Source organism: Streptomyces sp. NPDC001100, from assembly GCF_053598575.1.
The window spans coordinates 40,652-60,586 of sequence record NZ_JBSFKO010000040.1; the positions used below are offsets into that span (position 1 = coordinate 40,652).

Annotated in this window: 21 protein-coding genes; 10 read left to right on the forward strand and 11 right to left on the reverse strand. The window is 70.6% G+C overall.

Annotated elements, in window-relative coordinates; all coding sequences use genetic code 11:
- The first annotated feature begins 48 nt into the window (after positions 1-48).
- Both ACWDEW_RS39720 and ACWDEW_RS39725 read left to right on the forward strand, forming a co-directional pair.
- Positions 49-1,494 (forward strand): glycoside hydrolase family 43 protein, encoded by a 1,446-nt coding sequence (locus ACWDEW_RS39720; RefSeq protein ID WP_450519818.1) that lies wholly within the window; start codon positions 49-51, stop codon positions 1,492-1,494.
- A 91-nt stretch (positions 1,495-1,585) separates the two neighbouring features.
- Complete coding sequence (locus tag ACWDEW_RS39725; protein WP_450519820.1) at positions 1,586-2,656, forward strand: endo-1,4-beta-xylanase; 1,071 nt, start codon at positions 1,586-1,588, stop codon at positions 2,654-2,656.
- A gap of 104 nt (positions 2,657-2,760) precedes the next feature.
- On the opposite strand, the gene ACWDEW_RS39730 is transcribed toward ACWDEW_RS39725, so the two are convergent.
- Both ACWDEW_RS39730 and ACWDEW_RS39735 read right to left on the reverse strand, forming a co-directional pair.
- Positions 2,761-2,952 carry a DUF5999 family protein gene (locus ACWDEW_RS39730; RefSeq protein WP_450519822.1) on the reverse strand — a complete coding sequence of 64 codons (192 nt, stop codon included), beginning with the start codon at positions 2,950-2,952 and terminating at the stop codon, positions 2,761-2,763.
- Positions 2,953-3,236: 284 nt separating this feature from the next.
- Entirely contained in the window at positions 3,237-3,821 is a 585-nt protein-coding gene (locus ACWDEW_RS39735; RefSeq protein WP_450519824.1) for a hypothetical protein, read from the reverse strand.
- A 523-nt stretch (positions 3,822-4,344) separates the two neighbouring features.
- Between ACWDEW_RS39735 and ACWDEW_RS39740 the strand changes: the two genes are divergently transcribed.
- Entirely contained in the window at positions 4,345-5,862 is a 1,518-nt protein-coding gene (locus ACWDEW_RS39740) for a glutamate-cysteine ligase family protein (protein WP_450519826.1), read from the forward strand.
- Positions 5,863-5,874: 12 nt separating this feature from the next.
- Here ACWDEW_RS39740 and ACWDEW_RS39745 read toward each other — a convergent pair whose 3' ends face one another.
- On the reverse strand, positions 5,875-7,662 hold the full coding sequence (locus ACWDEW_RS39745) for a substrate-binding and VWA domain-containing protein (RefSeq protein ID WP_450519828.1): 1,788 nt from the start codon (positions 7,660-7,662) through the stop codon (positions 5,875-5,877).
- A 139-nt stretch (positions 7,663-7,801) separates the two neighbouring features.
- Between ACWDEW_RS39745 and ACWDEW_RS39750 the strand changes: the two genes are divergently transcribed.
- Entirely contained in the window at positions 7,802-8,602 is an 801-nt protein-coding gene (locus ACWDEW_RS39750) for a CPBP family intramembrane glutamic endopeptidase (RefSeq protein WP_450519830.1), read from the forward strand.
- A 28-nt stretch (positions 8,603-8,630) separates the two neighbouring features.
- On the opposite strand, the gene ACWDEW_RS39755 is transcribed toward ACWDEW_RS39750, so the two are convergent.
- Positions 8,631-9,443 carry a PhzF family phenazine biosynthesis protein gene (locus ACWDEW_RS39755; protein ID WP_450519832.1) on the reverse strand — a complete coding sequence of 271 codons (813 nt, stop codon included), beginning with the start codon at positions 9,441-9,443 and terminating at the stop codon, positions 8,631-8,633.
- A 529-nt stretch (positions 9,444-9,972) separates the two neighbouring features.
- Positions 9,973-10,641 (reverse strand): class I SAM-dependent methyltransferase, encoded by a 669-nt coding sequence (locus tag ACWDEW_RS39760; RefSeq protein ID WP_450519834.1) that lies wholly within the window; start codon positions 10,639-10,641, stop codon positions 9,973-9,975.
- A gap of 25 nt (positions 10,642-10,666) precedes the next feature.
- Between ACWDEW_RS39760 and ACWDEW_RS39765 the strand changes: the two genes are divergently transcribed.
- A complete protein-coding gene (locus tag ACWDEW_RS39765; protein WP_450519836.1) occupies positions 10,667-11,191 on the forward strand; it encodes an HAD domain-containing protein in 525 nt (174 codons plus the stop codon).
- A gap of 3 nt (positions 11,192-11,194) precedes the next feature.
- On the opposite strand, the gene ACWDEW_RS39770 is transcribed toward ACWDEW_RS39765, so the two are convergent.
- Complete coding sequence (locus tag ACWDEW_RS39770; protein WP_450519914.1) at positions 11,195-12,085, reverse strand: aminoglycoside phosphotransferase family protein; 891 nt, start codon at positions 12,083-12,085, stop codon at positions 11,195-11,197.
- A gap of 126 nt (positions 12,086-12,211) precedes the next feature.
- Between ACWDEW_RS39770 and ACWDEW_RS39775 the strand changes: the two genes are divergently transcribed.
- Positions 12,212-12,847, forward strand: a complete 636-nt coding sequence (locus ACWDEW_RS39775) for a PadR family transcriptional regulator (RefSeq protein WP_450519837.1) — start codon at positions 12,212-12,214, stop codon at positions 12,845-12,847.
- 105 nt (positions 12,848-12,952) lie between these two features.
- Here ACWDEW_RS39775 and ACWDEW_RS39780 read toward each other — a convergent pair whose 3' ends face one another.
- Together ACWDEW_RS39780 and ACWDEW_RS39785 are read right to left on the reverse strand one after the other, a co-directional pair.
- Positions 12,953-13,381 (reverse strand): type II toxin-antitoxin system Rv0910 family toxin, encoded by a 429-nt coding sequence (locus ACWDEW_RS39780; RefSeq protein WP_019071082.1) that lies wholly within the window; start codon positions 13,379-13,381, stop codon positions 12,953-12,955.
- Positions 13,382-13,556: 175 nt separating this feature from the next.
- Positions 13,557-13,724, reverse strand: coding sequence for a hypothetical protein (locus ACWDEW_RS39785; protein ID WP_450519840.1), 168 nt, complete (start codon positions 13,722-13,724; stop codon positions 13,557-13,559).
- Positions 13,725-13,943: 219 nt separating this feature from the next.
- On the opposite strand from ACWDEW_RS39785, the gene ACWDEW_RS39790 reads away from it, so the two are divergent.
- Both ACWDEW_RS39790 and ACWDEW_RS39795 read left to right on the forward strand, forming a co-directional pair.
- A complete protein-coding gene (locus ACWDEW_RS39790) occupies positions 13,944-14,495 on the forward strand; it encodes a Clp protease N-terminal domain-containing protein (RefSeq protein WP_450519841.1) in 552 nt (183 codons plus the stop codon).
- Between the two features lie 88 nt (positions 14,496-14,583).
- The gene (locus tag ACWDEW_RS39795; protein ID WP_450519843.1) at positions 14,584-15,591 is read left to right on the forward strand and encodes an EamA family transporter; all 1,008 of its coding nucleotides are present in this window, start codon (positions 14,584-14,586) and stop codon (positions 15,589-15,591) included.
- 133 nt (positions 15,592-15,724) lie between these two features.
- On the opposite strand, the gene ACWDEW_RS39800 is transcribed toward ACWDEW_RS39795, so the two are convergent.
- Positions 15,725-16,357, reverse strand: coding sequence for an FMN-binding negative transcriptional regulator (locus tag ACWDEW_RS39800; RefSeq protein ID WP_450519845.1), 633 nt, complete (start codon positions 16,355-16,357; stop codon positions 15,725-15,727).
- Positions 16,357-17,043 carry a pyridoxamine 5'-phosphate oxidase family protein gene (locus ACWDEW_RS39805; RefSeq protein WP_450519847.1) on the reverse strand — a complete coding sequence of 229 codons (687 nt, stop codon included), beginning with the start codon at positions 17,041-17,043 and terminating at the stop codon, positions 16,357-16,359. The genes ACWDEW_RS39800 and ACWDEW_RS39805 overlap by 1 nt, the downstream gene beginning before the upstream one ends.
- 78 nt (positions 17,044-17,121) lie before the next feature.
- On the opposite strand from ACWDEW_RS39805, the gene ACWDEW_RS39810 reads away from it, so the two are divergent.
- Positions 17,122-18,453 carry an aminotransferase class I/II-fold pyridoxal phosphate-dependent enzyme gene (locus tag ACWDEW_RS39810; protein ID WP_450519849.1) on the forward strand — a complete coding sequence of 444 codons (1,332 nt, stop codon included), beginning with the start codon at positions 17,122-17,124 and terminating at the stop codon, positions 18,451-18,453.
- Between the two features lie 59 nt (positions 18,454-18,512).
- Entirely contained in the window at positions 18,513-19,415 is a 903-nt protein-coding gene (locus ACWDEW_RS39815; protein WP_450519850.1) for a LysR family transcriptional regulator, read from the forward strand.
- 23 nt (positions 19,416-19,438) lie between these two features.
- Here the strand turns inward: ACWDEW_RS39815 and ACWDEW_RS39820 are convergent, their stop codons facing one another.
- Entirely contained in the window at positions 19,439-19,906 is a 468-nt protein-coding gene (locus ACWDEW_RS39820) for a pyridoxamine 5'-phosphate oxidase family protein (protein ID WP_450519852.1), read from the reverse strand.
- Positions 19,907-19,935: the final 29 nt, after the last annotated feature.

Consider the following 19,935-nt stretch of genomic DNA (forward strand, 5'->3'; position numbering starts at 1 on the left):
GTCGAGCGGCCCGAAACTTTCGACCGGGCCGGACGGAGGAGCTGACACATGCGGACGTACGACAACCCGGTCATCGGCGGGTTCCATCCGGACCCCAGCGTGTGCCGGGTCGGCGAGGACTACTACCTCGCGTGCTCCAGTTTCGAGTACTTCCCCGGCGTCCCGCTCTTCCACAGCCGGGACCTGGTGCACTGGCGCCAGATCGGCAACGCCCTCGACCGGCCCGGCCAGTTGGACCTGCCGGACGACACCCCCGCCTCGGCCGGCATCTACGCCCCGACCCTCCGCCACCACGACGGCCGCTTCCACCTGATCACCACCGACGTGCGCGGCAAGGGCAACTTCCTCGTCACCGCCGACCGCCCCGAGGGTCCCTGGTCGGACCCGGTGCTCGTCGACGTACCGGGCATCGACCCCGATCTCGCCTGGGACGAGGACGGGAACTGCTGGTGTGCCGTCGCCGGGGTGAAGGTGGCCCGCATCGACACGACGACCGGCAAGGTCCTGGAGGGCCCGCTTCCGATCTGGTCCGGTACCGGACTCCAGCACCCCGAGGCCCCGCACCTCTACCGCGTCGGCGACTGGTGGTACCTGATGCTGGCCGAGGGCGGCACCGCACTCGGGCACAGCGTCTCGATCGCCCGCGCCCGCTCCCCGCGCGGCCCCTACGAACCGGCCCCCGCCAACCCGATCCTCTCCCATCGCAGCACCGACCTCCCGATCCAGAGCACCGGCCACGCCGACCTGGTCACGGCCCCCGACGGCACCTGGTGGATGGTGCTGCTCGGCACCCGCCCCCGGGGCTGGTTCCCGGGCTTCCACGTGCTGGGCCGCGAGACGTTCCTGACCCCGGTGGAGTGGGTGGACGGCTGGCCACGGGTCGGCCCGGTACGGGAACAGCACCCGGCGCCGGAGGCCTGGCACCCCTTCCAACTCCCGTCGGTACGCGACGACTTCGATTCCCCGACCCTCGCCTTCTCCTGGATCTCCCCGCGCAACAGGCCGGACGGCAGCTGGTCGTTGACCGAGCGTCCGGGGTGGCTGACCCTCGACGCGCAGGCCGGCCCCGTCTTCCTCGGACGCCGGCAGCAACACCACGACTGCCGGGCGGCGGTCCGCATCGACCCCGGCTCCGGGCGCGCCGGACTCTCCGTCCGCATGGACGAGGCCCATCGCTACGACATCGAGGTCGCCGGGGGAGCGGTGAGCGTGGTCGCGCGGATCGGCCCGGTACGGCAACGGGTCGCGGCGCAGCCGTTGCCCCCCGGCCCGCTCACCCTCGCCGTCACCATGGGCACGGCCGACACCGGCACGCGCGGCCCCGACACCCTGACCTTCTCCGTCGAGGGCCCCGAAGGCGCCGTCGAACTGGCCGAGTTGGACGGCCGCTATCTCTCCACCCAGGTCGCCGGAGGCTTCACCGGGCGGGTGATCGGCATGTACGTCACGGAGGGCACGGCGGCCTTCGACTGGTTCGACTACGAACAGCGGTAGCGCAACGTTCTGGATTGATTCCGAAAGTTTCGACCCTCACCTGCACGGGCGCCAACCGACGTACTGCTCATCCATGGACAGGAGTCGCACCATGCCCAGAAACAGACCGAGACTCGCGGGCGCCCTCACCGCCCTCCTCCTCGCCACGGGGATCGCCGCCGGCCCACCCGCGCAGGCCCAGGAGAAACAGCCCATCTCCGCCCAACTGGCAGAACAGCCCACCCTCGCCCAACTCGCCGAGCGCCACGGCCGCTACTTCGGCAGCGCCACCGACAACCCCGAGCTGACCGACACCGCGTACACGTCGATCCTCGGCAGCGAGTTCGACATGATCACCCCCGGCAACGGCATGAAGTGGTACGCCACCGAGCCCCAGCAGGGCGTCTTCGACTGGACGAACGGCGACCAGATCGTGGACCTCGCGCGGGCCAACCACCAGCGGGTGCGCGCCCACACCCTGGTCTGGCACAGCCAGTTGCCCGACTGGCTCACGTCCGGGACCTGGACGGCGGACGAGCTGAGAGCCGTACTGAAGAAGCACATCACCACCGAGGTACGGCACTACCGCGGCAAGGTCTACTCCTGGGACGTCGTCAACGAGGCCTTCAACGAGGACGGCACCTACCGCGACACCCTCTGGTACCGGACGCTCGGCCCCGGCTACATCGCCGACGCGCTGCGCTGGGCCCACCAGGCCGACCCGCACGCGAAGTTGTACCTCAACGACTACAACATCGAGGCGACCGGCCCGAAGAGCGACGCCTACTACGCGCTCGCCAAGCAACTGAAGGCCCGGCACGTGCCGTTGGACGGCATCGGGCTGCAGGCGCACCTGGCTCTCCAGTACGGCTATCCGGCGACCCTGGAGGACAACCTCCGCCGCTTCTCCCGCCTCGGGCTCGACACCGCGCTCACCGAGGTCGACGTCCGGATGCAACTCCCGGCGACCGACGCCAAGTTGGCGGAACAGGCCGACTGGTACCGGGACCTGACCGGGGCGTGCCTCGCGGTGCGCCGGTGCGTGGGCGTGACCCTATGGGATTACACGGACAAGTATTCGTGGATTCCGGCGTTCTTCCCGGGTGAGGGGGCGGCTCTTCCGTGGGACGAACAGTTCGTGCCCAAGCCCGCCTGTTTCGCGCTGCGGGAGGCGCTCGGATAGCGCTCGACTACAGGTCGACTACGTGGAGTGATCGGTCCCGGATATGCGTCGGGGCCGGTGCGCACCGAAGTGTGTGCGGCCGGCCCCTCATGTTCCTGAAATGCTCAAGCGGCAGTCGTCACCTGGCGGTGCGGGGCGATGATCTGGCCGTCGGGCAGGAGTTCACCCGTGTCCTCGAACAGGAGGACGCCGTTGCACAGCAGGCTCCAGCCCTGTTCCGGATGGCTCGCCATGAGGCGGGCGGATTCCCGGTCGGCTGATTCGGCTGTGGGACACGGTGGCTGGTGCTTGCACATTGGTGGGATCTCTCGCTCTGTTGTGGTCATGTCCGTCCCCCGTGGTGTTGAGTTGGTCCGAACCCAGTGTTGCCCCACGGGCGTCAATCCGCAGGGATTTAGCGGCACCGCTTCTCACAGGTTGATGACGCATCACCCGCGCGGACGGTTCATCCCAATTCCCGGCTCGTACGAGCTATTTCCTGCTCGTACGAGCGTTACGAGCATAAAGAGGATCGGAAACGCGATCGTACCCCGTCACCGGGAATTCGGTGGCGGGGTACGGGAGTGACAGCGGAGAGAAGTCAGGCGGGTGAACTGAGTAGCGGCGCCGGAGTCACCCGATGAGTCAGCACCGGCAGCAACTCGGCGACCCGGTGCGGACGGTGGGCCGCGATGCCGGGCGGTGCCGGGGCCAGGGGGACCAGCAGATCGGCCGCGACGGGTTCACCGCCGGCGCCGTCCGCGGTGAGATCCCCGTGCAGCCACAGCGTGAGCATGTAGAGGCCCGGCACGGACAGCAGGCGCGGCTGGTAGGCGCCCTTCATGTTCTCGGCCTGGCGCAGCGCCCGCTCGGTGGCGGCGATGTAGGGGCCCTCGAAGAAGTGCGAGAACGCCCAGCCGTCGGGGGTCAGCATCGTGTCGGCGGCGGCGACCGCGCGGTCGCCGCAGCGGATCAGGAAACGCCACCCGGCCAGCGAGGTGACGGCCGTCCCCTCCGGCGTGACGCGGTCCAGTACATGGACGGGCAGCGGGAGTTCGGGTGTGGCGGGCCCCTGGGCCGCGCGCAGGGAGGGTGTTCGGGCCTCGCGGACGGCGGTGGGGGAACCGAGTGCCGTGAGAACGGAACGCAGGGCGGGCGCGGGAGCCGGGGGGACATGCAGCGGCATGGTGGGTCGCCTCTCATTCGACAGGCACGGTGGCGCGAGGGCGGGACGGGGGCGGACGGCGCTGTCAGCTCTCGGGGTCAGAGAGGCGGGCCGGGGGTGCTGTGAACATGGGTGCGGCCTGCCGCACGTCACCTCGGCGGCAGGTTCCAGGATCGTGGCGCCAACCTTCTGCCTTGTTCGCGGAGTTTATACGACACGTGTTCAGACGGTGTTTCGTCTAACCGTTTCCCGTATGAACAACAAGGGGCCATTCGGCCAGCGATTCGCGGGAATCATCCCGGTTCCGAACCGGGGAAACGGCGATGACCTCGGGATATGCCGCCCATGCGGTCGGCCAATTCTCGTCGGCGTTTTTCACGAGGCCTTCATTGTGTGCGGAACCCCGCACTGCCCCATGCCTCGTGAATGTGCCGCGGGTCACTTCGGACCAGAGTAGCGGGCGCCGGGCCGCCGCGGGACGTTATCGATCGCCAGGTCTGGGCATCATCCTTCCTGACCCGGGACGAGGAGGAGGTGACGCATCGTGGGGGAGAAGGTCGTGGCAGGGCCGTTCGAGCTCGCCGACCGCCAGCGCTACCGCGCCAAGCTGCGGCGGTGCCTGACGGGACTGGAGCGGCTGCTGGCCGAGAAGCGGTTCGACCGCCCCAAGAACCTCATGGGGCTGGAGATCGAACTCAACCTCGCCGGCGCCGACGGCATGCCGAAAATGTTGAATGCGCAGGTTCTCGAACGCATCGCGAGTCGAGATTTCCAAACAGAACTCGCCATGTTCAATCTGGAAGTCAACATTGCCCCACACCGATTGGAGGGCCGGGTATTCGACCGGCTCGCCGAGGAGATCCGTACCTCCCTGGCATATGCCCATCGGAAAGCGGGCGAGCTCGACGCCGGAATAGTGATGATCGGCATTCTGCCGACCCTCGACCGGGACGACCTGGTCTCCTCGAACCTCTCCGCGGTCGACCGCTACACCCTGCTCAACGATCAGATCGTGGCCGCCCGGGGCGAGGACTTCGTCCTCGACATCGACGGCGTCGAGCACCTCACCTGCACCTCGGGATCCATCGCGCCCGAAGCCGCCTGCACCTCCGTGCAGTTGCACCTCCAGGTCACACCCGACCGCTTCGCCGACGTGTGGAACGCGGCCCAGGCCGTCGCCGCCGCCCAGGTCGCGGTGGGCGCCAACTCGCCCTTCCTGTTCGGCCGTGAGCTGTGGCCCGAGTCCCGCCCGCCGCTCTTCCAGCAGGCCACCGACACCCGGCCGCCCGAACTCCAGGCCCAGGGCGTCCGCCCCCGCACCTGGTTCGGCGAACGCTGGATCACCTCCGCCTACGAGCTCTTCGAGGAGAACCTCCGCTACTTCCCACCGCTGCTCCCGGTCCACGACGACGAGGAACCCCTCGACGTGCTCGAAGCCGGCGGCATCCCCACCCTCGCCGAACTCGTCCTGCACAACGGCACGGTGTACCGCTGGAACCGGCCCGTCTACGGCATCGCCGACGGCGTCCCGCACCTGCGCGTCGAGAACCGCGTCCTGCCCGCCGGACCCACCGTCACCGACGTCATCGCCAACACCGCCTTCTACTACGGCGTCGTCCGCGCCCTCGCCGAGGAGCCGCGGCCGGTGTGGACCCGGCTGCCCTTCGAGGCCGCCGCCGCCAACTTCGACACCGCGTGCCGCCACGGCATCGACGCCCGCCTGCTCTGGCCCCGGCGCGGACGGCTCGGCGGCACCACCGAGATCGACACGGTGACCCTCGTACGCGACGAACTACTGCCGCTCGCGGAGGCCGGACTGGACGCGTGGGGGGTCGAACCGGCCGACCGGGACCTGTACTTGGGCGTGATCGACGAACGCTGCCGGCGCCGGACCAACGGCGCGACCTGGCAGTCCGCCACCTTCCACCGCGCCCTCGAACAGGGCCTCACCCGCGAAGCCGCCCTGGCCGCCACCACCCGCCGCTACAGCGAGCTGATGCACCTCGGCGACCCGGTCCACACCTGGCCGGTCGGCCTCCCCGAACCGGCACCACTGGGGTGAACCGCCGCTGCCTCAGCCCGAGTTGGCCGAGGCGCCCGCCGCGCCCGCCGCCACGATGGCCTGGAGGATCACCGACTGGATCTGGGCCGGGTTGCTCACCTCGTGGCCCGAGCCGCCGGTCGCCTCGGCGATCTGCCGGGCCTCCTCCTTGTCGGCCTCGGGACCCACCGCGATCATGATCAGCGGCACCGGCCGCTCAGGGCTGGCGAGTTGGCGCAACTGCTTGAGCAGCGTGGTGCGCGAGATGCTGCCCGGGTCCTGGTTGACCCCGTCGGTCAGAATCACCAGCGCGTTGAACTTCCCGTCCGCATAGGAGGACGTGGCCGCCTTGTACGCGGCGAGCGTGGTGTCGTAGAGGCCCGTCGCCCCGTTCGGCACCGGCTTCAGACTCCCGAACGCCGCCGACAGCCGGTCCCGTTGGGTCCCGCTGCCCACGCGGTCGCCGAGCCGCTCGGTCGGCACCAGGACGCGGTAGTCCTTGTCGCCGTCGAGCTTCGTGGAGAAGTCCCACAGCCCGATCTCGTCCTCGGGCGTGAACGTGGCCAGCGCCTGCAGCAGCGACGCCTTGGTGACGTCCATCCGCGACTGTCCGGTCCCCGGCACCGGCTCCGACATCGACGACGACGCGTCCACGACCGTGGTGATCCGCGCGCTCTGCACGGTGATCGTCCAGGTCCCCAGCGCCTCCTGGAGCGCCGCGTCGGAGGCCAGCTCGGCCGGCGCCACGGCATACGGCTGCGGGCTGCTGCCGCCCGCCTTGGTGATCACCGCCTTCGGCGCGTCCTCGTCATCGGTGCGGAAGCCGTACTTCTCCATCAGCTTCCGCTGCGCGGGCAGGCTCAGATACGTCATGAACCGGATCGCGGCCCGGCTCTCGTCCGTCGTCAGCCGCTCCCGGTCCACCAGGTTGTACGGGTAGTCCAGCCGGGGGGAGCCGTCCTTCGGATAGAACAGGTCGAGACTTCCGCCGCCGTCGGCCGACGTGTTGTACGCGAACGCCGACTGCTCACTCAGCACCAGCGCCTGGTTGCGCTTCGGATTGCCCTGCTCGGTGCCCGAGGAGTCGCGTGGCAGGGTGTCCAGGACCTGGCTGTCGGTGTCCGAGATCCGCTGCGACAGCGTCTTCATCATCGCCGCCGCCTGCGTGTCACCGCCCTTGACCTTCGCGGCGGCCGTACTGAGCTGTGTCAGCGCGAGCAGCCCGGTCGCGCTGCGCGCCGGATCGGCCGCGCCCAGCCGCAGCGAGTCGTCCTGGAGGGTGGCCCCGGCCAGGTCCAGCCAGGTGTACGTCTTCTGCGGCCACCCCAGCGACTTCGCGGCGGCCGGCACCATCGCCACACCGACCGGGGTGGAGGCGACGTTTCCCGCCGGAGTCGCCTCCGTCGCGTCCGAGTCGGCGGCCGACGTGACCTGGTTGACCCACAACTCCGAGTCGGGCACCCACACCTGGACGTCCGGGTGCTTGCCCGACTTGAGCGTGTCCGCGAACTTGTACGACTCCTGGGCGGTCACCGAGATGTTCAGGCACTGCCCGTCGGAGGTGATGTTCTCGTCGCGCGCCTTTCCGGCCGCCGCACGCAGGGCGGGCGCCATGTCGGGGGAGGCGGCCAGTTTCAGACGTACCGCGTCCTTGCGGCAGGAGGAACCGAAGGAGAGCAGTCCGCTCTGCACCGCGACCGCGGTACCGCCGGCGACGGTCAGCACGAGCACCGTGGCGAGGGCCACCTTGCGGCGCCGCGCACGAGGACGGGGGTCGCTGCCGCCCGCCCTCTGCGGATCGGGCAAGCTGTGACGTCCCATGACGGTGGTGCCCCTCCCTGTTGAACCTCGTGCCTCCGTCTCCCCCAACGGCCTGTCGCGCACGATCTTCGTAAGTTCATTCGAGACCCTAGCGGGGCGAAGATGGGCATGAGGCGGGATTTCCGAACTGAAGGCAGGTGTGCAGGTGGAGGCAGGGCAGGTGGCCGAAACTTTTCCGCTGGAGCAGCCCACACGGCGGATTCTCCGGTCCGAGACACTGCTCGTTCTGGGGCTTTCGCTCGGTGCGAGTGGAGTGTCCGCCCTGATCAGCTTTGTCGGATCGGTCACGAAACCGGGCGGTCTCAAAGACCAGGCGGCCACCCTCAACGCCTCGGCCGCGCCCGGCCGTCCATGGCTGGATCTCGCCTGGCAGCTCTTCGGAATCGCGTCGGCCCTCGTCCCCGTCGCCCTCGTCGCCCACTTCCTCCTCAGGGAGGGCGAGAGCCTGCGCACGATCGGCTTCGACCGCACCCGGCCCTGGCCCGACCTCGGCCGCGGCGCGGCCGTCGCGGCGGTGATCGGCAGCACCGGCATCGCGTTCTACCTGGCCGCACGGGGCCTCGGCTTCAACCTCACGGTGGTGCCCGAGGCGCTGCCCGACGTGTGGTGGAAGTACCCGGTCCTGATCCTCTCCGCGATGCAGAACGCGATCCTCGAAGAAGTGATCGTGGTCGGCTATCTCCTGCGCCGCCTCGGCCAGTTGGGCTGGACGCCGGGCACCGCGCTGGTGGCCAGTTCCGTACTGCGCGGTAGCTACCACCTCTACCAGGGCATCGGCGGCTTCGTCGGCAACATGGTGATGGGCGTGGTCTTCGTCTACCTGTACCGCCGGTGGGGCCGCGTGGGCCCCCTGGTCGTGGCGCATTCCCTGCTCGACATCGGGGCGTTCGTCGGCTACGCGCTGCTGGCCGGCAAGGTGGGCTGGCTGCCCACGGCGTAACTCCCGCGAAGGGCAGGCACGTTGCGTCTCAGGCGAGCAGCTCGCCGTCGATGACCGTGACCGCCCGCCCGGTCAACAGGGTCCGCCCGCCCCGCAGTTCGGTATGCACCAGCCCGGACCGGGGCGAGGCCTGAAGCCCGGTGAGGACGGTGCTGCCGAGCCGCTCGGACCAGTACGGAGCCAGCGCCGTGTGCGCGCTGCCGGTGACCGGGTCCTCGTCGATGCCGACGTTCGGGAAGAAGCAACGAGAGACGAAGTCGTAGCCCCGTGTGGGGTCTTCGGCGCGGGCGGTGGCGATGATCCCGCGCTCGGAATAGGCGGCGAGTGCCTTGTGGTCGGGCGCCAGTCCTACGACGGTCTTCTCGTCGGCGAGTTCGACGACCAGGTCGCGGATGTTCGGCCCGGTGTCGAAGGCGGTCAGCGCCTCGGCGCCCAGGGCCTCGGCCACACCCTCCGGGATCTGGACCGGGGTGAGCGGGGCAGTCGGGAAGTCGAGGGTGATCGACCCGTCCGGTGCCGGCGTGGCGATGAGTACACCACTGCGGGTGGTGAACCGCACGGGACCCTCGTGGACGCCGGTGGTGTGCAGCACATGGGCCGTCGCGAGGGTCGCGTGTCCGCACATCGCGACCTCGGTGGCCGGTGTGAACCACCGCAGCGCCCAGTCGGCCGCCCCGCCCTCGGGCAGCGGGTGCGCGAACGCCGTCTCGGCGTGATTGACCTCCAGCGCGACCTTCTGCAGCCAGTCGTCGCCCTCCGGGAAGGCATCGAGAAGCACCACCCCGGCCGGGTTGCCGGCGAAGGGGCGGTCGGTGAACGCGTCGACGATTCGAATCCGCATGCTTCGACGCTAGGGGGTCTCTGGCCTGCTGGGCCAAGGCCAATTCGGGGGTGCTGGACTGATTCGGTGGCGGGGTTGGTTCGGCGATGTGGGTTCGGGTGGCGATGCGGGTTCGGGTGGTGGTGTGAGTGCGGGGCGGTGGTGTGCGGCCGGATTGGTGGTGCGAGGTCGGGCGGTGGTGCGGGATCTGACCGGTGTGCGGGTCAGGGCAGTGGTGCGGGAACAGGCTAGTGGTGCGGGTCGGATAGGTGCTGCGGATACGGGCCGGTGGTGCGGGTCAACGCGGCGGCGCTGGATCGGGCCGGTGGTGCGGGTCAGATCGGCGGCCCTGGATCAAGCCGGCGGCGCTGGACTGATTCGGTCGTGCTGGGGTCGTTCGGCGGCGCTGGGCCGATTCCGTGGTGGTGGACCGGGGGCCGTGATGCTGGATGGGGGGCAGTGATGCTGGACCGTGGGCGGTGGTGCTGGACCGGTCAGGCGGTGCGGCCCGGAATCGGGGGTGGGGTACCGGGTTGCTCCGAACAGGCCGCTACGACGCCGACGGGTGCTCCGGCTTCCGGGCCAGGAAGGTGGCGTACGTCCTCTTCGATTCCGCCGTGGGCTCCTGGATCAGCCGGGCGGTGATCGCGAACCCCGCCCGCTCCAGCAGCCCGGCGATCCCCTCCGGCGGAAGCAGATGGGACTCGTAGGACACGGGGTGCCCGCCGTACGCCTGTGTCGGGCGCCGGAGTTGGTTGTCTTCCACATGGCCGGCCGGCATCAGCAGGCCGCCGGGTGTGAGCGTGCGGTGGAACTCGCCGAAGGCGACCGGCAGTTGGTCCGGCGGTGTGTGGTGCGTGGAGAAGTAGGCGAGGACGCCGCCCAGTTCGCTGTCGCCGATCTCCGGCGCGGTCATCGAGCCCACGGCGAAGGTCAGGTGAGGGTAGGCGTGGCGAGCCAGCTCGATCATCCTGGGGGACAGATCGATGCCGAAGACCGGCACCCCCAACTCCGCCAGATGCGCGGTGACTCTGCCGGGCCCGCACCCCAGATCCGCCACCGGCCCGGGCCCCGCCGCCCGCACCGTCTCCGCGAAGGCGGCCGGCATCGCCCGTGACAGCGGGTCCAACTCGGCCGGACTCTTATCGAGTTGGACGTAGTCGGCGGCGACGGTGTCGTACGACTCCCGGATCGCGGCGATGCAGGAGGGCTCGGTCATGCGGGCAACTCCAGAAGGGGGGGCCATGACCGGACGGGCGGAACGGCCGCTGCTTTTCCTGGACGTCGACGGAACACTCCTGCCTCTCGGCGGAGCGCGGATTCCGTCGAGCCCGCAGGGGTGGGCGGACTGGCAGGGCACGTCGAATCCCCAGCTGGCGAAGATCGACACAGACCATGTTCCGCGACTGCTGGCACTGCCCTGCGAGCTGATCTGGGCCACCGCGTGGATGGAGTACGCCAACGAGGTGCTGTCGCCACTCCTCGGACTGCCCCGCTTCCCGGTGGCCGAACTGCCGGATCCACCGCAGGAGTACGAGCCCGGCGCACTCAACTGGAAGACCCGAGCTCTCGTCCGTGCCGCGGCGGGCCGCCCCTTCATCTGGGTCGACGACGAGATCACCGAACTCGACCACGCCTGGGTGTCGGATCACCACCGTGGACCCGCCCTCCTCCACCGCGTGGAATCGACGACCGGTCTCACCGGGGCGGACTTCGGGGTGGTCGACGGCTGGTTGCTTGCGTGGAGCCGGGAGGACCGGCGCGGATAGCCGTCAGTCCGTCGACTCCAGTATGCGGTCGAGTGTCCGGCGCCCCATGCCGCTCATCGTCGGGTTGGTCTCGACGTAGTACCAGACGACACCCATCGCCTGTTCGAACGCCCATGCCTTGCCGCGCTCCCACTCCAGGTCGTCGCAGGCCAGTGTTCGCCGGAGTACGTCCCGGGGGCCGGGCCGCAGCAGGTGCCAGGCGCCGACCAGGTCGAGCGCGGGGTCGGCCGGGGCGAAGCCGCCGGTGTCGAGTACGCCGGTGAGGCGGCCTCCGGCGACCAGGACGTTTCCGGGGATCAGGTCGCCGTGGCTCATCACGTCGGCAGCCGTGCGTGGCAGTCGGCGGAAGCGGCTCCACAGCCGGCGCAGCCGGGGCACGTCGAGCAGCCCCTCGCTCTTCCGGAAGCACTCCGCCATCCAGTCGTCGTGGTGGGCGAGGACACCGCCGCGATTGTCGCCGTCGAAGACCCGACCTCGTGTCCCGGCGTCCCGCAGGGATGCGATGAAGGCCGCGAGGTCCTCGGCGAAAGCGTCGGAGCCACTCGGGTCTGCGTCCAGGGCGATGGTCCCCGGCAGCCAGGTCTGGATGGACCACGGCATGGGGTAACCCGCTCCGGGCCTGCCCAGGGCGACGGGTTCCGGGACGGGGAACCGGGACACCTGGGCCAGCTCCGCGCTCGCCCGGGCCTCCCGTTCCAGCACCGCCAGTACCTCGGAGGCAGCGGCCCGACGCAACGGGAAACGTGCGGAGAGGTCGTTGCCGATGCGGAAGATGGCGTGGACCGTCCCCGTCGACGACAGGGGCCGGACCGCCCGGCCGCTCCACTGGGGGAACTGCTCCTGGATCAGGGTCGCGACGGTTTCGCTGGTCACGTCCACTTGGTCGGCATGCATGGTCGTCCAGTCAGCCATGCGTCCGGGGCCGGATCAACCGAGAATTTTTCAGGGCTTGTCATCCGATCGGTTCCGATATATCGTTGACGCATCGCGACAGATCAACGATGGAATGGAGTGATTGCGATGCGTACCCACGGATACGAGCGTGGACATGGACAGGAAGGCCACCCCCGGCGCGGCTGGGGCGGCCCCGACGGGCGGCGTGCGGCTTTCGGGCCCTTCGGGCCGGGTGGCCCGGGCGGACCCGGTGGCCCCGGCTTCGGACCGGGCTTCGGTCCCGGCCCCTGGGGTGGACGAGGGCGCGGCGGCCCGCGAGGCAGGGCACGGCGTGGCGACGTACGCGCGTCGATCCTCGCCCTCCTCAAGGACCGGCCGATGCACGGCTACGAGATGATCCAGGAGATCGCCGAGCGCAGCGGCGGCGCGTGGAAGCCGAGCCCCGGCTCGGTCTACCCCACCTTGCAGCTGCTGGAGGACGAGGGCCTGATCGCCAGCGCGACGGAGGGTGGCAAGAAGCTCTTCTCGCTCACCGACGCGGGCCGCACCGCGGCCGAGGAAGGTCCGGACGCGCCCTGGGAAGAGGCTTCCCGAGGTGTCGACTGGGAGGCCCTGAGTGAGATCCGCCAGGCCGGCTTCGGTCTGATGGAGGCCTTCGGTCAGGTCTGGAAGACCGGCAGCAAGGAGCAGCGCGAGAAGGCGCTGTCCGTCATCAACGACGCCCGCAAGAAGCTGTACCTGATCCTGGCCGACGAGGACTGATGTCCTCGGGGTCGGAAGAGGCAGCAGGTCAAGGCGCCCCACGGGAGTTCCGTGGGGCGCCTTCCCTGTGCGCGTTCCCGTTCCTGCGGTGCCCCGGCGCCTTCCTCAGGCCACCAGCCCGCCCAGTTTGCGCAGCGATTCGTTCAGAGCGGCCGTCCCCGAGTCCTTCAGCTTGCCCGCCATCAACGTCACCGCCGCCCCTGTGAACTCGCCGTCGATCCGGACCGTCGTGGCATCACCGTCGGGCGTGAGCGTGTAGCGCGTGGCGACGTTCACGGCCATCGGGCCCTTGCCGCGGATGGCGAGCACCCGGGCCGCCTCGACCTCCTCGACGGTCCACTCGACCTCCGCCGGGAAGCCCATCAGCTTCATGTTCTCCTGGAAGGTCGCGCCGGCTTCGAGGCTCTCGGGGCCGCCCTTGGGGAAGTTGGTGTGGGTCGTGTTCCACTCGCCGTACGCGGACCAGTCGGTGAGCTGTGTCCACACCTTCTCGGCCGGGGCCTCGATGCGTGCCTCCGCGCTGATTTCGGCCATACGACCACCTCTTCCTGTCGGGCTACGGTGCTGTCGGGCTACGGTGTCGCGGAACGTAGCCGCAGGGCGCGCAACATTCAATACTGATGAACCGTCAGGAAGTGTCCGTAGCGCCCGCGTTCGAAGCGGAACGGATCGGAGCGGATCGAATTCGGCGGCGTCGGTTTCGTCGGCCTCAGCCCACGCGCCGTATCAGCGCCGCGTCGAACAGGTCCCACGCGCGCGGGTGGGCGCTCTCCTCGTGGCAGTGCCAGGCGTCCCAGAACAGGTCGGCGGGCAGTGCGTCCTCCGGGGCGTACACCCGGTACACGTACTGTCTGCCGTCGACCGCCGGCAGTGCCACCAGCCAGCACCTGCTCTCCACATTCGCGAAAGACGTGCGCCCGGTGCGGCGCGGTTGCGCACGGGGCGCGCGGCAAGGAGGCGCGCGCCTCTCAGGGGTGAGGCGCGTGATCTCATCCGTAAGGAGGAGATCCCGTCGCCCGGAGTCAACTCTGTGTGGGATGCCGAAATGCTCCCCTCCGGGGATGCCCTCAATGCGAGGGACTGATGGGGTAAGAGCGTGCAACCCCGTATTCCCAGGCAGTCGAACCGCGAGCAGGGCATTCACCGTGCGGACAACGATGCCAGGCTCAGTGCAGAGCTGGCAGCGGTGGTGGCGGGTGCCCGACGCCGGGCGCTGCGGGACGGGGACCGGCAGATCGACACGGCCCATCTGCTGCACAGCCTCCTGGAGTCGGACCCGGAGGCACGTGCCGTCTTCGGCGACGGCCCCCAGATCGCCCGACTGCTCGGCTACCTGGTGCAGCGCAGCATCGGCTACGGCCTGCGCTGGCAGGGCAGCGTCGAGGACTCCGGCGCGCTCCCCGTGATCCCGGCGGCGGAGGGCTGGTCGCCGCTGGCCGCGGGAGCCCTGGAGTACGCCTGTGAGCGCGCCGAACTCCGCGACGGCGACCTGGCGGGCGGCATCGACCTCCTCGCCGCGCTCGTCGCGGACCCCGAGGCCCGCGCCGTCGAGGTCCTCCACCGCGCGGGCATCGAGTCTCCCGAGGTGCTGGTGTGGATCGAGAGCCGGCCGGGGGAGTACGTCGCGGGCGGCGAGCCGGGCTGCTGACCGAGCAAGCCGCCCACCGCGCGGAGGCCGTCCACGCGCTGAGACAGGTGTCAACAGGGGTGACGCTCATGTCGTCCCCTGTCATCATGTGGCCGTGCATACGTCTGAGAGCAGTGCCGCCGGTGGTGCCAAGGGTGTCGGACTCGGTCTGGCACTCGGGTCCGCGCTGGCCTTCGGGGGATCCGGCGTCGCGGCCAAACCGCTGATCGAGGCGGGCCTCGACCCGCTGCACGTGGTGTGGCTGCGGGTGGCCGGCGCCGCCCTGGTGATGCTGCCGCTCGCCGTGCGCCACCGTGCGCTCGTCCGCCGCCGCCCCGCACTGCTCCTCGGCTTCGGACTGCTCGCCGTCGCCGGCGTCCAGGCCTGCTACTTCGCCGCGATCTCCCGCATACCCGTCGGCGTCGCCCTCCTAGTGGAGTACCTCGCGCCCGCCCTCGTGCTCGGCTGGGTCCGGTTCGTGCAGCGGCGTCCGGTCACCCGCGCCGCCGCGCTCGGCGTGGTCCTCGCGGCCGGCGGCCTCGCCTGCGTCGTCGAGGTGTGGTCGGGCCTGAGCTTCGACGCCGTCGGCCTGCTCCTCGCGCTCGCCGCCGCCTGCTGCCAGGTCGGCTACTTCGTCCTCTCCGACCAGGGCAGCGACGCGGGCACCGAGGCACCCGACCCACTCGGCGTGATCGCCTACGGCCTGCTCGTCGGCGCCCTCGTACTGACCGCCGTGGCCCGCCCCTGGACCATGCACTGGTCCGTCCTCAAGGGCGACGCCCACATGAACGGCAACGCGGTCCCGGCCGCGTTCCTCCTCGCCTGGATCGTCCTGATCGCCACGGTCCTGGCCTACGTCACCGGAGTCGTCTCCGTCCGCCGCCTCTCCCCACAGGTCGCGGGCGTCGTCGCCTGCCTCGAAGCGGTCGTCGCGACGGTACTGGCCTGGATCCTCCTCGGCGAACACCTCTCCGCACCTCAACTCATCGGCGGAGCGGTCGTCCTCCTCGGCGCCTTCATCGCCCAGTCCTCGGCCCCCACGAAGGGCTCGGAGGAACCGGTGGCGACCGGGGGGCCCGAAAGGGAGCAACTGTCCTCACGGGAACCTGCCGCCTAGGCCCAAGCCGAGCGCGGGCAAGGAGGACCGGACGGGGCTCACGCTCTGCCCCGGAGACGGCGACGTGACCAGCCCGGAAGTCGCCTGGTCCGGCAGCGGCTTCGCCGAGTTCTCCCTCAGGCCTGCCCCGTCCTCACCCCTCCCGCCGCCGCAACAAATGCCCCCTGGCCACGTCGTCCCGCACCCCGCCCCGCCCCGCGAGTCCCGTCGCGATACGGTCCTGGACCTCGACGGACCGCTTGCCCGCGTACTTGAACTTGGCGCGTACGCCGGTCACTTCGAGGCGCAGGGCGCGGATGCCGGACAGCAGGCGGCCGTTCGGTGGCTCGCCGGGGGTGACCGGTGTGGTGCCGCCCTCGGGCTGGAAGTGGGCGACCTGGCGGTTGAGGAGGGTCGCCTTCTCGGTCGGGTCGTCCACGAGGTGGGCGGTGCAGCGGAGTTGGACGGCCGCGTAGAAGCTGGTCGGGACGCCGTGTTCCGGTGGGACGTCCGGGTCCGCCTGCCAGGGGCCGGGGATGAACACGTAGTCGTCGACGACGCTCAGCACCACCTGGGGGTTCGCCTCCAGCGCCGGCCACAGCGGGTTGGGGCGGGCCAGGTGGGTGACCACCTCGCCCCGCTCGGGGTCGTAGGCGAAGTGGAGGGGCTGGATCAACGGGGGTTCGCCGGGTGGGCCGTTGACGGCCAGTTGGCCGAAGTCGTGCGCGGACAGCCAGTGTTGCCATTCGGCGTCGTCCTGGGGCGCGTCCCAAGGGTGGATGAGCATCACAACACCGACAGGTAGTCCGGGAGTTCGACGGCGGGGGACAGGTCGTCGTTCGGGAGCGGGGTGCCGTAGCCGGTGTTCAGCGGGAGGACGCCGGCCCAGTGGGGGAGGTCCAGGTCCTCGGGGTCGTCGTTCGCGCCGCCCGTGCGGAGCTTGGCGGAGACCTCGTCGAGGTCGAGGCGGATCACCATGGTGGCGGCGAGTTCCTTCCTGTTGCCGGGCCGGGAGTCCGCCGAACGGCCGGGCACGACATGGTCGACCAGCGCGTCCAGCGCCGTCCGCTTCTCCTCGGGGTCCGTCACCTGGTGGGCGATGCCGTGCACCACCACGGAGCGGTAGTTGATCGAGTGGTGGAAGGCGGAACGGGCCAGCACCAGACCGTCCACGTGGGTCACCGTCAGGCACACCGGGAGCCCCGGATCGGCCTGGCCCGTCATCCGCAGCGGGCGCGCCCCCGTCGAACCGTGCACGTACAGCCGCTCACCGACCCGCCCGAACAGCGTCGGCAGTACGACCGGCCGGCCGTCGCGGACGAAGCCGAGATGACAGACGTAGGCCGTGTCGAGTATCGCGTGCACCAACTCCCTGTCGTACGACGCCCGGTCCGCGGAACGCGTGGGGACGGTCAGGTCGGTCGGCGTGTAGGCGGCGGGCTGTGACGTCGGCTGCGCGGTGGTCCCCTGCATCCCCTGCATGGTGCTCTCCGTGTTCGTTGCTGGTGGGTCGAGTTGCGGTGCATATTGCACTAGTGCATACTGTGCTTTGTGCTAGGAGGATATCGGATCGTAGGGCGACGCGCAGCCGACATCGCTGCCGACGTCGAGCGCGCGGTGGGCTCGGGCGAGCTGGAGCCGGGGCAACTGCTGCCGCCGATGCGGGAGTTGGCCGTAGAGTTGGGGGTGAATCCCAATACGGTCGCGGCCGCGTACCGGACCCTGCGGGAGCGCGGGGTCATCGAGACCGCCGGGCGGCGCGGCAGCCGGGTGCGGCCCAAGCCGGCCACGACCGGGCGCGAGCACATCCGCGTGGAGGTGCCGGAGGGGGTCCGCGAGGTGTCCCACGGCAACCCGGATCCCGCCCTGCTGCCCTCTCTTGCAGGGGCGTTCGCCGGGGCCGCCGAGCTCTCCGACCGGGAACCGGTCATGTACGGCGACGACCCGGTCGAACCGGAGCTGGCGCGCCTCGCGCGGGCAGCGCTGGACGCGGACGGTGTGCCGGCCGGCCCCGTGGCCGTCGCCTCCGGATCGCTGGACGCCATCGAGCGCGTCCTCGCCGCCCATCTCAAGCCCGGTGACACCGTCGCTGTCGAGGACCCGGGCTGGGGCAGCCTGCTCGACCTCGTACCGGCGCTCGGGCTCCGCGTCACCCCCGTCCGCGTAGACGACGACGGACCGCGCCCCGACGACGTGCGCACCGCGCTGGAGTCCGGCGCGCGGGCCCTGATCGTCACCGACCGGGCGCAGAACCCCACCGGAGCCGTGGTGAGCGCCACGCGCGCGCGTGCCCTGCGTTCCGTGCTCCGCGACCACCCGGAGGTCCTGCTGATCGAGGACGACCACGGCCACGGCATCGTCGACCAGCCCCTGCACCCGCTGGCCGGCGCCACCCGCCACTGGGCCTTCGTCCGCTCGGCCGCCAAGGCCTACGGCCCCGACCTGCGCCTCGCCGTGCTCACGGGGGACGTCGTCACCCTCGACCGGGTCCGCGGCCGCCAGCGCCTGGGTCCCGGCTGGGTCAGCCGGATCACCCAGCGTGCCGTGGCCCGACTGTGGGCCGACGGCGCGGTGGACACCCCGGCCGTGGCCGCCGCCTACGGCCGCCGCCGGGACGCGCTGATCGCCGCGCTCGCCGACCACGGGGTCACGGCGTACGGCCGCAGCGGCCTCAACGTGTGGATCCCGGTACCGGACGAGACCGGCGCGGTCTCCCGCCTCCTGCATGCGGGCTGGGCCGTCGCCCCCGGCGCCCGTTTCCGGATGAGCGCACCGCCCGGCATCCGGATCACCGTCTCGACGCTGACCGCCGAAGAGACCGGGCGGTTGGCGGAGGCGATCGCCTCCGCGTGCGGCCGGACGCCGATGCGCGGTTATGCGTAAGGACGTCACTTCGTAGCGCGAACGGGATCTGACTCCGGCCATCTCGTAGCATCGCTTACATGTTGAACCTGGAGCGGCTGCGCACCCTGGACGCCCTGGCCCGGCACGGCTCGGTCAGCGGTGCCGCCGAGGGGCTGCATGTGACGACCTCGGCCGTGTCGCAGCAGATGTCCAAGCTGGAGCGGGAGGTGGGACAGCAGCTCCTCGCGAAGAACGGGCGGGGGGTGCGGCTCACGGACGCCGGCCGGCTGCTCGCCGAGCACGCGGGCCGGATCCTGTCCCAGGTGGAGCTGGCCCAGGCCGACCTGGAGGCCCAACGGGGGCAGGTGGTGGGCGAGTTGAGGCTCTCCGCGTTCCCGACCGCCGCCCGCGGCCTCTTCCCCGCCGCACTCGCCGCGCTGCGTGCCCAGCACCCCGCGCTGCGTGTCCGCTCCACCGAACTGGAGCCGGAGACCGGTATCGCCGGTGTCGTGCGCGGCGATCTCGACCTCGCGGTCGTCCTCGACTGGTACAACAAGCCGATGCCGCTGCCCGACGGCCTGGTCAAGGCGCCGATCCTGGACGACCCGGCCGAGGTGGCGATGCCGGCCGGGCATCCGCTGGCGGGCCGCGACGAGGTGGACCTGGGGGAGTTCGCCGAGGACGAGTGGATCACCTGGGCCGAGGGCGAGTTCTGCCACGAGTGGCTGATGTTCACCCTGCGCTCCCGGGGCATCGAGCCGATCATCGGCCATCGTGCCGCCGAGACACACACCCAACTGGGCCTGGTGGCAGCCGGGTTGGGCGTCTGCATCGCGCCCCTGCTGGGCCGCAGCCCGATGCCCGCCGGAGTCGTCACCGTCCCGCTGAAGCAGCGGGTGCGCCGCCATGTCTACGTCGTCTGGCGCGCGGACGCCGACCGCCGCCCCTCCATCCGCGCGGCGGTCGAGGCGCTGCGGGCGGCGGCCAAGACGGTCGTCTGACGGCCCGCAAGGGAGCAACTCGCCTACAGCGCGGCCAACTTGCGGAAGTCCCAGGACGTGACCGTGTCCGGCGTCAGCCGAATCCACGCGTGCCGGCCGTCGTAGGGCATCGCGTCCAGGCCGAAGTTCTTCTGCGCGAACAGCTTCTCCACCGCGACGAGTTCGGGATGCGGCTCACCCGTGCGCGGGGACTCGCCCACGAACTCGACGGTCCCGGACAGCTCGACGCCCCGCAGCTCGTCGTAGGCGTGCCCGCCGTCGACGACCACGGCGATGCGCTGGTCACGGCGCAGGTCGGCCCAGCGCTTGCTGCGGGTGATCGAGTACAGCCAGAACGATGTGCCGTCCCAGGCGAACCAGAGCGGGCTGACGTGCGGGGCCCCGTCCGCGGAGACGGTCGCGACGCGGCAGGTCCGCTCGGTGGTGAGGAACTCGTCCAGTTCCTCGGGTGTCATCATGATCTTCCGGCCTCGACGCTGAGTGGCGGTCATGCGATCCCCTTCGGCTACGGGACGAGCGG

Coding starts and splice junctions, on each gene's coding strand:
- ACWDEW_RS39720 (WP_450519818.1), top strand. CDS start 49: ATGCGGACGTACGACAACCCGGTCATCGGCGGGTTCCATCCGGACCCC.
- ACWDEW_RS39725 (WP_450519820.1), top strand. CDS start 1,586: ATGCCCAGAAACAGACCGAGACTCGCGGGCGCCCTCACCGCCCTCCTC.
- ACWDEW_RS39730 (WP_450519822.1), bottom strand. CDS start 2,952: ATGTGCAAGCACCAGCCACCGTGTCCCACAGCCGAATCAGCCGACCGG.
- ACWDEW_RS39735 (WP_450519824.1), bottom strand. CDS start 3,821: ATGCCGCTGCATGTCCCCCCGGCTCCCGCGCCCGCCCTGCGTTCCGTT.
- ACWDEW_RS39745 (WP_450519828.1), bottom strand. CDS start 7,662: ATGGGACGTCACAGCTTGCCCGATCCGCAGAGGGCGGGCGGCAGCGAC.
- ACWDEW_RS39755 (WP_450519832.1), bottom strand. CDS start 9,443: ATGCGGATTCGAATCGTCGACGCGTTCACCGACCGCCCCTTCGCCGGC.
- ACWDEW_RS39760 (WP_450519834.1), bottom strand. CDS start 10,641: ATGACCGAGCCCTCCTGCATCGCCGCGATCCGGGAGTCGTACGACACC.
- ACWDEW_RS39765 (WP_450519836.1), top strand. CDS start 10,667: ATGACCGGACGGGCGGAACGGCCGCTGCTTTTCCTGGACGTCGACGGA.
- ACWDEW_RS39770 (WP_450519914.1), bottom strand. CDS start 12,085: ATGCATGCCGACCAAGTGGACGTGACCAGCGAAACCGTCGCGACCCTG.
- ACWDEW_RS39775 (WP_450519837.1), top strand. CDS start 12,212: ATGCGTACCCACGGATACGAGCGTGGACATGGACAGGAAGGCCACCCC.
- ACWDEW_RS39780 (WP_019071082.1), bottom strand. CDS start 13,381: ATGGCCGAAATCAGCGCGGAGGCACGCATCGAGGCCCCGGCCGAGAAG.
- ACWDEW_RS39800 (WP_450519845.1), bottom strand. CDS start 16,357: ATGCTCATCCACCCTTGGGACGCGCCCCAGGACGACGCCGAATGGCAA.
- ACWDEW_RS39805 (WP_450519847.1), bottom strand. CDS start 17,043: ATGCAGGGGACCACCGCGCAGCCGACGTCACAGCCCGCCGCCTACACG.
- ACWDEW_RS39815 (WP_450519850.1), top strand. CDS start 18,513: ATGTTGAACCTGGAGCGGCTGCGCACCCTGGACGCCCTGGCCCGGCAC.
- ACWDEW_RS39820 (WP_450519852.1), bottom strand. CDS start 19,906: ATGACCGCCACTCAGCGTCGAGGCCGGAAGATCATGATGACACCCGAG.